This window comes from Staphylococcus agnetis (genome assembly GCF_011466855.1).
GTDB lineage: Bacteria > Bacillota > Bacilli > Staphylococcales > Staphylococcaceae > Staphylococcus > Staphylococcus agnetis.
On the sequence record NZ_CP045927.1, the window covers coordinates 465432 to 478822 of the forward strand.

12 protein-coding genes are annotated in these 13391 nt (G+C 36.4%); 9 read left to right on the forward strand and 3 right to left on the reverse strand.

The window, feature by feature from the left end; all coding sequences use genetic code 11:
- Positions 1–203: 203 nt before the first annotated feature.
- Complete coding sequence (locus GJE18_RS02335) at positions 204–1709, reverse strand: M4 family metallopeptidase (protein WP_165886074.1); 1506 nt, start codon at positions 1707–1709, stop codon at positions 204–206.
- A 202-nt stretch (positions 1710–1911) separates the two neighbouring features.
- Here GJE18_RS02335 and GJE18_RS02340 point away from each other — a divergent pair, with 202 nt between their 5' ends.
- On the forward strand, positions 1912–2400 hold the full coding sequence (locus GJE18_RS02340) for a GNAT family N-acetyltransferase (RefSeq protein ID WP_107368422.1): 489 nt from the start codon (positions 1912–1914) through the stop codon (positions 2398–2400).
- Positions 2401–2504: 104 nt separating this feature from the next.
- Here GJE18_RS02340 and GJE18_RS02345 read toward each other — a convergent pair whose 3' ends face one another.
- A complete protein-coding gene (locus GJE18_RS02345) occupies positions 2505–3407 on the reverse strand; it encodes a TIGR01777 family oxidoreductase (RefSeq protein WP_060550620.1) in 903 nt (300 codons plus the stop codon).
- 545 nt (positions 3408–3952) lie between these two features.
- Between GJE18_RS02345 and GJE18_RS02350 the strand changes: the two genes are divergently transcribed.
- Positions 3953–4615 carry a DUF4887 domain-containing protein gene (locus GJE18_RS02350; protein ID WP_060550621.1) on the forward strand — a complete coding sequence of 221 codons (663 nt, stop codon included), beginning with the start codon at positions 3953–3955 and terminating at the stop codon, positions 4613–4615.
- Between the two features lie 60 nt (positions 4616–4675).
- On the opposite strand, the gene GJE18_RS02355 is transcribed toward GJE18_RS02350, so the two are convergent.
- The gene (locus GJE18_RS02355) at positions 4676–4933 is read right to left on the reverse strand and encodes a hypothetical protein (RefSeq protein WP_060550622.1); all 258 of its coding nucleotides are present in this window, start codon (positions 4931–4933) and stop codon (positions 4676–4678) included.
- 292 nt (positions 4934–5225) lie between these two features.
- On the opposite strand from GJE18_RS02355, the gene GJE18_RS02360 reads away from it, so the two are divergent.
- The 7 genes from GJE18_RS02360 (at position 5226) to GJE18_RS02390 (ending at position 13350) form a co-directional block, all read left to right on the forward strand.
- The gene (locus tag GJE18_RS02360; protein ID WP_060550623.1) at positions 5226–6242 is read left to right on the forward strand and encodes a sugar-binding transcriptional regulator; all 1017 of its coding nucleotides are present in this window, start codon (positions 5226–5228) and stop codon (positions 6240–6242) included.
- A 146-nt stretch (positions 6243–6388) separates the two neighbouring features.
- Positions 6389–7396, forward strand: a complete 1008-nt coding sequence (gene gap / locus GJE18_RS02365) for a type I glyceraldehyde-3-phosphate dehydrogenase (RefSeq protein WP_037566696.1) — start codon at positions 6389–6391, stop codon at positions 7394–7396.
- A gap of 190 nt (positions 7397–7586) precedes the next feature.
- On the forward strand, positions 7587–8777 hold the full coding sequence (locus GJE18_RS02370; protein WP_060550624.1) for a phosphoglycerate kinase: 1191 nt from the start codon (positions 7587–7589) through the stop codon (positions 8775–8777).
- Between the two features lie 61 nt (positions 8778–8838).
- Positions 8839–9600, forward strand: coding sequence for a triose-phosphate isomerase (tpiA, locus tag GJE18_RS02375; RefSeq protein ID WP_037566700.1), 762 nt, complete (start codon positions 8839–8841; stop codon positions 9598–9600).
- A gap of 1 nt (position 9601) precedes the next feature.
- The gene (gpmI, locus tag GJE18_RS02380; RefSeq protein ID WP_060550625.1) at positions 9602–11122 is read left to right on the forward strand and encodes a 2,3-bisphosphoglycerate-independent phosphoglycerate mutase; all 1521 of its coding nucleotides are present in this window, start codon (positions 9602–9604) and stop codon (positions 11120–11122) included.
- 142 nt (positions 11123–11264) lie between these two features.
- Complete coding sequence (gene eno / locus GJE18_RS02385; protein ID WP_037566704.1) at positions 11265–12569, forward strand: surface-displayed alpha-enolase; 1305 nt, start codon at positions 11265–11267, stop codon at positions 12567–12569.
- A gap of 313 nt (positions 12570–12882) precedes the next feature.
- Positions 12883–13350, forward strand: a complete 468-nt coding sequence (locus GJE18_RS02390; protein ID WP_107368420.1) for a hypothetical protein — start codon at positions 12883–12885, stop codon at positions 13348–13350.
- Positions 13351–13391: the final 41 nt, after the last annotated feature.

Genomic DNA, 13391 nt, shown 5'->3' on the forward strand with positions numbered 1-13391 from the left:
TTATCAATAGCTGATAGGGCGATAACTTGAATCGAAATTGACGTATGTTGGGGATACATATGTTTTTATCTTTATATACATATTTATAATACATCATCGTTCAAGTAATGATTTCGTTCATATTTATAAATGATGAAGGAGTATTAGGAAAATAGAGTAAGTGTATATATTTAAAGTTTCAAACGCAAAAATTCATTTAAGTCTTAAACGCCTACTTCGTTCCACGCTTCAGTAACTTTTTGTTTTGCAGATGCACCATATAAATCTTGTGCTGATTGTTCAAGCGCACGTTTTGCATCAGCAAATTGAGAAGTAGATGTTAAATATTGAGAAAGCGCACGATAATAGATTTTTTCTGATTTTGATTTACCTAACTTTTGAGTAGTTAAGTATGCAGCTTTGTTCGGAATACCTGAGTTAATATGAACGCCACCATTATCGTAGCGGACATGTTTATAATCTCTCATATGTGCTGGTTGATTGAATTTTGTTGGGTCGCTAAAACTACGGAAAGCTTTGTTAGGACCAGGATTGATGTATGCATCCTCACCTAATAACGTATCTTCAAAATCAATAAAGTAAGCAAATACATCTGAAAAACTTTCGTTTAATGAACCTGGTTGATCTTGATAAACTAAAGCAGCAGTTTCTTGTGTCACGCCATGTGTGATTTCGTGTGCAATAATATCATCAGCAGCAGCTAAACTATGCATTTCACGACCATCACCATCACCGTAAATCATTTTATCACCTAACCAAGCAGCGTTTGTACTATTATCTTCACCTTGGAAAGTATTTACGTGTGTAATAGAAGCAATCGGACTACCTTTGTCATCATAAGAATCTCTGTTGTGAACATTCTTATAGTAATCATAAACCTTACCTGCATAATAGTTTGCATCTACCCCAGCTTTTTGATCATTTGCATCAAATGTACGATCTCTGTCTGTAATTAAGTTTGCAGTGTCAGTAGCTTGATTATAACTATATGCAGATAATACACCGTTACGTGTAACATCTTCTAATGTGTAACCGCCTGATGTTGAATTAATATTAATTTGCTTGCGATCGTTACGGACACCCACTCCCGTACCTGTTGCAGCAGCATGTTTGATTAAGTCTTGCTTTTCAACAACTTCACCTGTTTTAGCATCGATTTGTACTTTCCAGTGCGATGGTTGAGGATCAATTGTTGTGATTTCGACTTCATAAACAAACTTGTTTTCATCACCATTGATGACAACTTCATTAGATTTTACAACTTCGTCTTTACCATTTTTTACTTCGCTACGATTTAATTTTACCGCTTTGAAAGCATCATTTACAGCATCCTCTTTGCTTAGCGAAACGTCATTTTTAGGTTTAACTTCCGATGCTTTAACTTCACCGTTCACCATTACCACTTTACCTTTAGAATCGACGTGAACTTTTACTTCACGGTCTTTCGCAATGTGATTTTTCACTTTAGGATACAGTGTGTAATGCGTGTAACCCATGTCATCCTTTTGTTCTTTTTCAATGCTGTAATACTTGTTGTAATTTTTAATGCCTTTGTCTGGTGCTATTTGCTTGAGCGCTTTCATCACGTCAGATTTATTTTTGACAGTGATTTGGTCGGTAGGTGCTACAGACTCAGCCCCAGCAGTTGGTGTGTAGACGGTACCTAAAAGAGATAAAGATAATGCACAAATTCCAAGTTTTTGATACATTTAAAAACCTCCTAATTAAAAGATAATTTTATTATATCATAAATGATGGAATAAATAATAAACATATTTTAAGATAAAAAATTGTTTCACATACTATGGTTTCCCATAATACAATATATCTAAAGGGCATGAGGCGGTATGATAGCACTTAATATATTATTTATTCAAAATTATTAGAAAATTTAGCGAATGAGGTATTTTTATGATTAGAGAAGCAACGATAGGGGATATTCCAGCAATAACTGAAATTTACAATGATGCCATCATCAATACGACGGCAGTTTATACATATCATGAAACCACAGTAGAAGAACGTGAAAAGTGGTTTGAGGATAAAGTGAATGCTCAGTGGCCAATATGGGTTTTTGACATAGATGGTAATGTGGCAGGATTTGCCACTTATGGTACATTTAGAAATTGGCCGGGATATCAATATACGGTAGAACATTCAATATATGTTAGTACATATTACCGGAGACAACGCATTGCCTCGCAACTGCTTGAATACATGATAAAAGATGCAACGCATAAGGGGTTTAAAACGATGATTGCGGGTATTGATGCTGCGAACCAAGGAAGTATTCATCTGCATGAAACATACGGTTTTGAAGCGGCTGGCACACTCAAGCAAGTCGGTTATAAATTTAATCGATGGTTAGACCTAACATTTTACCAATTATTATTAAAATGACAACACATAAGTTTGATTTTAAATGAGTATATAATAAAAAAACGTCTTCAGAGTAAATGGTTTTACCTTTGAAGACGTCATTCATTTAAGCGTTGTATGACAAGCTAGTTTTGATAAATAGCTTGAAGTGCGGAATTTAATTCAGGATATTCAAATTTAAAACCTAACATTTGTATACGTTCAGGTACCATATATTGCGTATCTAAAATAAGTGTCGACATTTCGCCTAACATGACACGCAACATAAAACCGGGAACGCGTGTATAATGCGGTCGATGTAATGCGCGACCTAACGCAATACCAAAATCATTTTGTGTTTCTGGAAGTGGGGAATTGAGATTATAAACACCTTGAGCGTCAGGATGCTTAATTAAGAATAGAATGCTTTGTACTAAATCATTGAGATGAATCCATGAATACCATTGCTTACCATCGCCTACTTTACCACCGACACCATATTGGTATGGCAGAGCCATCATCGGTAATGCACCACCTTGATCAGATAATATTAATCCGAAACGACCTTTAATCACTCGAGTGCCTAACGTTGAAAAATGATCAGCTTCACGTTCCCACTGATAGACAATCTCAGATAAAAAATCATGGGGTAAGGTTTTATAGTTTTCGGTGTAAGCATCTTTTTTGGATGGTGGATAGTAGCCCATGGCACTGGCATTAAATAAGATGTTTGGTTGATGCGTTCGATTTTCAAATAACTCAAATAATGCATGTGTAGCTTGAATGCGACTGGTCATCATAAGTTGCTTGTGCGCGTCCGTCCAACGTTTGTTTAAGCTAGCACCTGCAAGATTAATCACAATATCAATATCAGGTACTTGGTCTTCCCACTGTACTTTTTGCCAGTTAATATATGTCACGCGTGGATGTTCAGATGTTCGAGCAGAACGCGTTAAAATATAAATAATATTATCCGTTGCTTTCAAAAGTTCATCCACAAGATGCCGGCCCACTAGACCGGTGCCTCCTGAAATTAAAATATTTGTCATAATATCCCTCCGTTTCATGTCGTTCATAAAGAGGTCAAAAATCTGTCAAGAATCTATCAAAAAAATGGCGTTTGACTATGTTTATTTTTTCACAAACTACGTTATAATAAAAGTGCCTTCGATAAATTGGTTAATTAACCCATCTCTTAGTTAGCGTATACCCCATAATATACGACGAAGGTTTAACTCCCTTTAGTTAAGAAAGGCCAGAATGATGCAGCATTCTGGTCTTACCTTTTTTTATTAAAGAAATTTGAGATTAACTTAATGACTACCACTCGAATAATCATACGTAAAATAGATTTCAACATGTAAACCCCCTAATTACCAATCTGTCCTAGTCTTTATGTTCCTTATTTTTACCAAAATTAAACGCAGATTAAGAAATAAATGATGTAAGTCTAAAAGGTAAACGTTTATTTTTATTTTTTACTGGAGAGTTGTTATAATGAATCATACTGAAAATATAAATAGGCGGTCTGTAATTAACAAAAATATTCTAAGTCATCACATGTCATGTCAGTATTAAAAAGTGAGGTTAGATTATGGGGTTAAACAACCAACAAATTCCTTCGCATAATGATGGGAATCAAAAGAAAAAAGTAGCTACAGGTTGTTTGAGTATACTGATCATATTGTTATTGATCGGAGGTTTAATTTTTGCAATATTTGCTTTTGTAGATCAATCACACAAAGGTAATGAGCGTCTTCATGACAAGTCTGTGGAGGAACAACAAAAGAAAAAAGAGGCTGAAAAAGAAAAAGCGCGCCAACAACGTGAAAAAGAAAAAAGGGAACGAGAGGCAAGTTTAGAACAACAACAAGCGATACAAGCATCACTTGAGCAAGAACGACAAGCATCACTTGAGCAACAGAGATTAGCCTCTATCGAAGCGGCGCAACGAGCGAACAGTAAACCAAAGACGACTGAGCAACCTACGAAAGAAGATAAAAAGCCACAAGAAAAACCTTCATCAGAAGAAAAACCACCTTCAACAGAAGAGAAGCCCACTCAAGAACGTACAAATGAGCCACCATCAACAGCTGAACCTTCTACAGAAAACAAGTCACCTCAGCCATCTACTGAAACGAGACGGTCAACTGAGACAAGTCATAATGGCTCACGACAAACAACGACAAGAGAGACATCGAACGAACAAGCACATACACGTTCAACAACGACGACAACACAATCAACAAAACCATAACAATATGAGAAATCCCATTGAGCAGTTATTTAATGAAATAACAGTGCCCAATGGGATTTTTTATGATAAAAACATATTTAATAATAGGGTGAGGATGATGGACAATATAATTGAGAAAAGGCACCCTGGGAAACACCCAGGCGTACATCCATAAGAACGATAATAGATATGTCTACCATTTCTCTCGGAATCTTGATATCGATGATTATAAAAATCGCGGTCTTGATGTTGACCATTTTGGCGGTTAAAATCTTCAGGCTTTCTATATCGAGGGTCATCAGGATCTATAACTTCGGGCTTATCATCAGAATATCTCATTTAGAACCTCCTTCATATGAAACGATTATACACGTAAATCACATACCCGTTCATCTTTAACTACATACATAAATTGAAAATACTATTAAATTTTGCATAATATCACTTTGTTTGGGACGTTATAAGTCCAACCAATTTCGAAGTGGGATTGTTTTTGACTTGCATTTTTGTTTAAACCATAGTATGATGAAAAATGTAAACAGGTTATATTTTTTGTGACGCATGGGACTGAATTTGTCAACGCTTGGCTTATACACGACCATCCTGTTTCACTAATAAGGAGGCATGCCTCTTGAAAAACATCATTCAAGTGCAGCAAAAGATTGTTCCTGATTTGGTAGACAAGATGTATCGGCGTTTTTCAATTTTAAGCACCATCCAAAAGTATCAACCTGTTGGACGTCGGACACTTAGTGATAAATTAAATCTTACTGAACGTGTCTTACGTTCTGAAACCGATCTTTTAAAAGCTCAAGATTTAATTTCGGTCAAATCAACAGGAATGACATTAACTCATGTTGGTATCGACGTATTGAGTGAACTCAATGTCTACTTTAACAATTACACAGACTACCACAGTTTAGCGAAACAAATTAAAGATTTGTATCAAATCAAGGAAGTACACGTGGTGCCTGGCAACAGTGATAAAGATTTGAGTGTTAAGGTAGAAATCGGACGCATAGCAGGTCAGCTGTTAGAAAAACAATTATATGATGATGCAATTGTCGCTGTAACAGGTGGATCTACCATGGCATCAGTTAGTGATGCGATGTCACCATTACCCTTTGATGTATTGTTTGTACCAGCACGAGGCGGTCTTGGTGAAAATGTAGTGTTCCAAGCAAATACAATTTGTTCGACTATGGCTCATCGTACAGGCGGTAGTTATACGACACTGTATGTACCTGATAATGTGAGCGAACTTACTTATCAAAATTTACTTAAAGAACCTGCAGTGATACAAACATTAGAGAAAATTAAAGATTCACAAATAACAATTCATGGTATCGGTGATGCGCTGAAAATGGCTAAGAGAAGACAATCTTCGCCAGAAGTAATAGAGAAACTTCAACATCATAATGCCGTAGGTGAAGCATTTGGTTATTACTTTGATGAACATGGCCAGATTATTCACAAAGTAAATACAATTGGACTTCAACTAGAAGAAGTTCGTCTGAAAGAGCATAATTTTGCTGTAGCAGGAGGTTGTTCGAAAGGTAATGCAATGAAGGCTTACCTTAAGATTGCTCCTAAAAACACTGTTTTGATTACAGATGAAGAAGCAGCAAAAATGATTGTTGAGCAATAATTATTAAAATAAGTAAAAAGTGGTTTATAAATCATGCTGAATTGAGCTTGTTTTCAAGACTTCAATGAAAGTACTGTTTCAGAGAGACAAGTCTAACAGTCGGGGCATATAACACTTTTTAAATATCATTAAAGGAGGCCATTAACATGGCAGTAAAAGTAGCAATTAACGGATTTGGTAGAATTGGTCGTTTAGCATTTAGAAGAATTCAAGACGTAGAAAACATTGAGGTAGTAGCTGTCAATGATTTAACTGACGACGACATGCTTGCACACTTATTAAAGTATGATACTATGCAAGGACGTTTTACTGAAGAAGTAGATGTAATTGATGGTGGTTTCCGCGTAAATGGTAAAGAAGTGAAATCATTCTCTGAACCAGAACCATCTAAATTACCTTGGAAAGATTTAGAAGTAGATGTTGTATTAGAATGTACTGGTTTCTTCACATCTAAAGAAAAAGCTGAAGCACACATCGAAGCAGGTGCTAAAAAAGTTTTAATTTCAGCTCCAGGTACTGGCGATCTTAAAACAATCGTATACAACGTTAACCATGAAGAATTAGACGGTTCAGAAACAGTTGTTTCAGGTGCATCTTGTACTACAAACTCATTAGCACCAGTAGCGAAAACATTACACGATGAATTTGGCATCGTTGAAGGTTTAATGACTACAATTCACGCTTACACAGGTGACCAAAATACACAAGACTCACCTCACAGAAAAGGTGACAAACGTCGTGCACGTGCAGCAGCTGAAAACATCATCCCTAACTCAACTGGTGCTGCAAAAGCAATCGGTTTAGTTATTCCAGAAATCGCTGGTAAATTAGATGGTGGGGCACAACGTGTACCAGTTGCTACAGGTTCATTAACAGAATTAACTGTTGTTTTAGAAAAAGAAGTTTCTGTTGAAGAAGTAAACAATGCTATGAAAAATGCAACGAATGAATCATTCGGTTACACTGAAGATGAAATCGTATCTTCTGACGTTGTAGGTATGACATTTGGTGCATTATTCGACGCAACTCAAACACGCGTTATGACTGTTGGCGATCGTCAATTAGTTAAAGTTGCATCTTGGTATGACAATGAAATGTCATATACAGCACAATTAGTTCGTACATTAGAATATTTAGCAAGTCATGCTAAATAATTAGATTTATAATATACTAAAAGGGGTAGGAATTACGCTTTAAATTGCGTTTGCCACTCTCTTAACTGGTATAAGTTAAGCAAGTATTAAATGTACGTGCTTCTAACTGAAATTTAGCTTATAGTAAGCGGAGGAGCACAACGCTTCTCCGCTTATTTTAAAATAACGAGTGTTTTTGAGGAGGATTTTTATGGCTAAAAAAGATGTAACAGATGTTTCGTTAAAAGGTAAAGTTGTCTTAGTTCGTGCAGACTTTAATGTGCCAATGAAAGATGGAGAAATTACGAATGATAACCGTATTGTCCAAGCTTTGCCAACGTTAGAATATATTATTGAACAAGGTGGTAAAATTGTAGTTTTCTCTCACTTAGGTAAAGTTAAAGAAGAAAGCGACAAAGAAAAGTTAACATTGGCCCCTGTAGCGAAAAGATTATCTGAAAAGTTAAATAAAGATGTTACGTTTATTCCTGAAACACGTGGTGAAAAATTAGAAACAGCGATCAAAGAACTTAATGACGGAGATGTCTTAATGTTTGAAAATACGCGTTTCGAAGATTTAGATGGTAAGAAAGAATCGAAAAATGATAGCGAACTTGGTAAATACTGGGCATCATTAGGTGACATTTTTGTTAATGATGCATTTGGTACAGCACACCGTGAACATGCGTCTAACGTAGGGATTTCAACACATTTAGAAACAGTCGCTGGTTTCTTAATGGAAAAAGAAATCAAATTTATCGGTGGCGTTGTCGAAAATCCAGACAAACCAGTTGTTGCGATTCTAGGTGGCGCTAAAGTTTCAGACAAAATTGGCGTTATTGAAAACTTACTTAAAATTGCCGATAAAGTACTTATCGGTGGTGGTATGGCTTATACATTCTTAAAAGCGCAAGGTAAAGAAATCGGTTTATCACTTTTAGAAGCTGATAAAATTGATTTCGCTAAAGATTTACTTGATCGTGCTGGCGATCAAATTGTCTTACCAGTAGACGGTAAAGTAGCTAAGGAATTTTCTAATGATGCAGCGATTTCAACAGTGTCTATTGATGACATTCCAGTTGATCAAGAAGCTATGGACATTGGACCTGAAACAGTTGAATTATTTAAAAAACAACTTGAAGGTGCACACACTGTTGTATGGAATGGACCGATGGGTGTCTTTGAATTTAGTAACTTTGCGCAAGGTACAATAGGTGTATGTGAAGCGATTGCTGAATTAAAAGATGCTACGACTATTATCGGTGGAGGAGATTCAGCAGCAGCAGCAATGCAATTAGGATTTGAAAAAGACTTTACGCACATTTCAACGGGTGGCGGTGCGTCTCTAGAATACTTAGAAGGTAAAGAATTACCAGGTATTAAAGCAATTGCAAATAAGTAATAAAAATATAGAAGTATTCAAGACATATTTAATGTCTTGAATACTTATAGGAGTGTTTTAATTGAGAAAACCAATTATTGCAGGTAACTGGAAAATGAATAAAACAGTTGCAGAAGCAAAAGATTTTGTTAATGCGTTACCAGCATTACCAGATACGAATGAAGTAGAGGCAGTAATTTGTGCGCCAACAATTCAATTAGACGCATTAATTTCACTAACAAAAGAAGGTGTTGCGCCTGGTTTGAAAATTGGAGCGCAAAATACATTTTATGAAGAAAGTGGTGCGTTTACTGGTGAAACATCACCTGTTGCGCTTCAAGATTTAGGTGTGAGCTATGTTGTGATTGGTCACTCTGAACGTCGTGATATCTTCCATGAAACAGATGAGGATATTAACAAAAAAGCACATGCTGTTTTCAATCATGGTATGACACCAATTATTTGTGTTGGTGAAAGTGATGAAGAACGTGAAAATGGCAAAGCCAACGATGTTGTTGAAGGCCAAGTTGAAAAAGCACTTGAAGGTTTATCTGACGACCAAGTGAAAAAAGTTGTGATTGCCTATGAACCAATTTGGGCTATCGGTACAGGTAAATCATCTACAGCTAAAGATGCTAACGAAATGTGTGCTGCGGTACGTCAAAAAATCGCAAAACTGACAAATGAAGATGTCGCAGAAGCTGTACGAATTCAATATGGCGGTAGCGTTAAACCAAACAACATTAAAGAATATATGGCTGAAACTGATATCGATGGTGCTTTAGTCGGCGGCGCTTCATTAAAAGTAGACGACTACGTTCAATTGTTAGAAGGTGCGAAATAATATGGCAAAAAAACCAACAGCACTTATTATCTTAGATGGCTTTGCGAATAGAGATGAAGTCCACGGTAACGCTGTTAAACAAGCGCATAAACCTAATTTTGATCGCTATTATGAAAAGTATCCAACTACACAAATCGAAGCGAGTGGTCTAGATGTTGGTCTACCAGAAGGTCAAATGGGTAACTCTGAGGTAGGTCACATGAATATCGGTGCGGGACGTATCGTGTACCAAAGCTTAACACGTATTAACAAATCGATTGAAGATGGTGACTTTTACGATAACGATGTTTTAAATCGTGCAATTGATCACGCAATTCAACACCAATCAGCGCTTCATGTGTTTGGATTACTGTCTGATGGTGGGGTACACAGTCACTATCAACATCTATTTGCTATTTTAAAACTTGCGAAGAAAAAAGGTTTAGATAAAGTGTATGTCCATGCCTTTTTAGATGGACGCGATGTTGATCAAAAATCAGCACTGATTTATATTGATGAAACTGAACAACAATTCAAAGAAATTGGTGTCGGTCAATTTGCCTCTGTCGCAGGACGTTATTACGCGATGGATAGAGATAAACGTTGGGATCGTGAGCAAAAAGCATACGATGCCATCCGCGCATTTGATTCAGCACCTCGTTATGCCTCAGCGCGTGAAGGTGTAGAAGCAAACTATGCTGAAGACTTAACAGATGAATTTATCGTGCCTTTCGTTGTTGAAAATCAAAATAACGGTGTGAATGATGGAGATGCAGTAATATTCTATAACTTCCGTCCAGACCGTGCAGGCCAACTTTCTGAAATCTTTACTGATAAAGCATTTAATGGTTTTAAAGTAGAACGTGTTAATGATTTATTCTATGCAACGTTTACTAAATATAATGATAATGTAGATGCAGAAATTGTCTTTGAAAAAGTAGATTTAACGAATACAATCGGTGAAGTGGCGCAAGACAATGGTTTAACACAATTGCGTATCGCTGAAACTGAAAAGTATCCTCATGTAACGTACTTTATGAATGGTGGGCAAAATGAAGAGTTCAAAGGTGAACGTCGTCGTTTAATTAACTCACCTAAAGTAGCGACTTATGACTTGAAACCTGAAATGAGTGCGTATGAAGTTAAAGATGCATTACTTGAAGAATTAGCAAAAGGTGACCTTGATTTAATCATTCTTAACTTTGCGAACCCAGATATGGTAGGGCATAGTGGTATGTTAGAGCCTACCATTAAAGCAATCGAAGCGGTAGATGAATGTCTTGGCGCTGTTGTTGATAAAATTTTAGAAATGGATGGTTATGCGATTATTACAGCGGACCACGGTAACTCAGATGAAGTGTTAACGGATGATGATCAACCGATGACAACGCATACGACAAATCCAGTTCCAGTGATTGTGACAAAAGAAGGCGTAGAATTACGTGAAACAGGTCGTTTAGGTGATCTTGCGCCAACGTTACTTGATTTATTGAATTTAAAACAACCTGCTGAAATGACAGGTGAAAGTTTAATCAAGCATTAAAATAGTTGAGTCCATTTGAAAACCAGTTATAATGAAGATGAACTCATGTAACCAGTTTTGTCATAGGGTGTGGCGCTCTGTCAAAGCCCTGTTGCAACACTGTTATGGTTAAATACTATCATGAAAAAGGAGATTTAATATTATGCCAATTATTACGGATGTTTATGCTCGCGAGGTACTTGATTCACGTGGGAACCCAACAGTAGAGGTTGAAGTTTTAACAGAAAGTGGTGCGTTTGGTCGTGCTTTAGTGCCATCAGGTGCATCAACAGGTGAACATGAAGCTGTTGAATTACGTGATGGCGACAGTGAACGCTACCTTGGTAAAGGTGTTGAAAAAGCTGTTGAAAACGTTAATGAAATCATCGCCCCAGAAATTATTGAAGGTGAATTCTCAGCTTTAGAACAAGTTTCAATCGATAAAATGATGATTCAATTAGATGGCACTGCGAACAAAGGTAAATTAGGTGCAAACGCAATTTTAGGTGTTTCTATTGCCGTAGCACGTGCAGCTGCTGATTTCTTAGGTCAACCTTTATACAAATATTTAGGTGGCTTCAACTCAACAGTACTACCTACACCAATGATGAACATCGTTAATGGTGGTTCGCATTCTGATGCACCAATCGCATTCCAAGAGTTCATGATTTTACCTGTAGGTGCAGACAGTTTTAAAGAAGCATTACGCTGGGGTGCAGAAGTATTCCATGCATTGGCTAAAATCTTAAAATCTCGTGGTTTAGTAACAGCAGTAGGTGATGAAGGTGGTTTCGCTCCTAAATTCGAAGGTACTGAAGACGGAGTAGAAACAATCATTGAAGCCATTAAAAAAGCAGGTTACGAGCCAGGTAAAGACATTTTCTTAGGATTCGACTGTGCATCTTCTGAATTCTATGAAAATGGCGTATACGATTACACGAAATTCGAAGGCGATAAAGGTGCTAAACGTACTGCTAAAGAACAAGTGGATTACTTAGAAGAATTAGTTAATAAATATCCTATCATCTCTATCGAAGACGGTATGGATGAAAATGACTGGGAAGGTTGGAAGCTATTAACTGAGCGTATCGGTGACCGCGTACAACTAGTTGGTGACGATTTATTCGTTACGAATACTGAAATTCTTGCTAAAGGTATCGACAACAATATCGGTAACTCTATCTTAATTAAAGTAAACCAAATCGGTACTTTAACTGAAACGTTTGAAGCAATTGAAATGGCTCAAAAAGCTGGCTACACTGCAGTAGTATCACACCGTTCAGGTGAAACAGAAGATACTACAATTGCTGATATCGCTGTTGCGACAAATGCTGGTCAAATTAAAACAGGTTCATTATCTCGTACAGATCGTATTGCGAAATACAACCAATTATTACGCATTGAAGATGAACTTTATGAAACAGCTAAATATGAAGGTTTAAAATCATTTTATAACTTAGATAAATAAATTTAAAGTTGGTTCACAAAACCACGTTTATCTAACTCAAGCCCTTGAGATTCTCGTCTATGATGAATCTTAAGGGCTTTTCTAACCCTCAGTATCGAAGTTTTATGTTTTGTGATCGTTTAATTGCTATTCATCATCTTTTAATGTTGAAAGTCATATGATAATGCGCATGACAATACTGTCATTTTAAGGTGTTTAAGAAGTGAGTTTGTGTAGTAGCTTGAAGTTGATGATATAAATGATGCGTCATTTCATTGAACGTTTTAACCTGATATAATGATGATAAGTGAATATTAAAAAGGAGCACATTTATATGGATCAAAATTTATCAAGTGACGCACGTGCGACCCATACAGGTCGTCTGCTTGCATATATTTCATTTTTATTTGCGGTGTGTCTTGTAATTCACCAAGTTGTAATCGTTGACGGTCAAGTGATCAGTTATATGTTAGAACACTCTGGTAATCAAATATCGCAAAATGCAATCAATGCGATTAATAATAGTTTAAGGTATACAGGTATTTTATATATTTTGGCCTATTCTGCTGGTGTTGTAGCAATTAAATATCAACATCCATATTTATGGTGGTTTATGGTTGCTGTTTTTATATCACAACTATTTAACGCTTTACTTAATCCACCTATTTTATATACAGCTATTTTTAATGTGAAAGGGTTCTTTGCGTTAATCCCATACATCATTTTATGCATTGGCTCACTCATTTTAGCTGTTTTTATGATAATCGTGAGTATAAAGCGTAAATCAACGTTCAATCGTTAATGAAAGTTGTGTAAAGGCCCTAAATGTGGTAGAATACCTTC

Coding starts and splice junctions, on each gene's coding strand:
- GJE18_RS02345 (WP_060550620.1), bottom strand. CDS start 3,407: ATGACAAATATTTTAATTTCAGGAGGCACCGGTCTAGTGGGCCGGCAT.
- GJE18_RS02355 (WP_060550622.1), bottom strand. CDS start 4,933: ATGAGATATTCTGATGATAAGCCCGAAGTTATAGATCCTGATGACCCT.
- GJE18_RS02340 (WP_107368422.1), top strand. CDS start 1,912: ATGATTAGAGAAGCAACGATAGGGGATATTCCAGCAATAACTGAAATT.
- gap (WP_037566696.1), top strand. CDS start 6,389: ATGGCAGTAAAAGTAGCAATTAACGGATTTGGTAGAATTGGTCGTTTA.
- eno (WP_037566704.1), top strand. CDS start 11,265: ATGCCAATTATTACGGATGTTTATGCTCGCGAGGTACTTGATTCACGT.
- gpmI (WP_060550625.1), top strand. CDS start 9,602: ATGGCAAAAAAACCAACAGCACTTATTATCTTAGATGGCTTTGCGAAT.
- GJE18_RS02350 (WP_060550621.1), top strand. CDS start 3,953: ATGGGGTTAAACAACCAACAAATTCCTTCGCATAATGATGGGAATCAA.
- GJE18_RS02390 (WP_107368420.1), top strand. CDS start 12,883: ATGGATCAAAATTTATCAAGTGACGCACGTGCGACCCATACAGGTCGT.
- GJE18_RS02335 (WP_165886074.1), bottom strand. CDS start 1,709: ATGTATCAAAAACTTGGAATTTGTGCATTATCTTTATCTCTTTTAGGT.
- GJE18_RS02370 (WP_060550624.1), top strand. CDS start 7,587: ATGGCTAAAAAAGATGTAACAGATGTTTCGTTAAAAGGTAAAGTTGTC.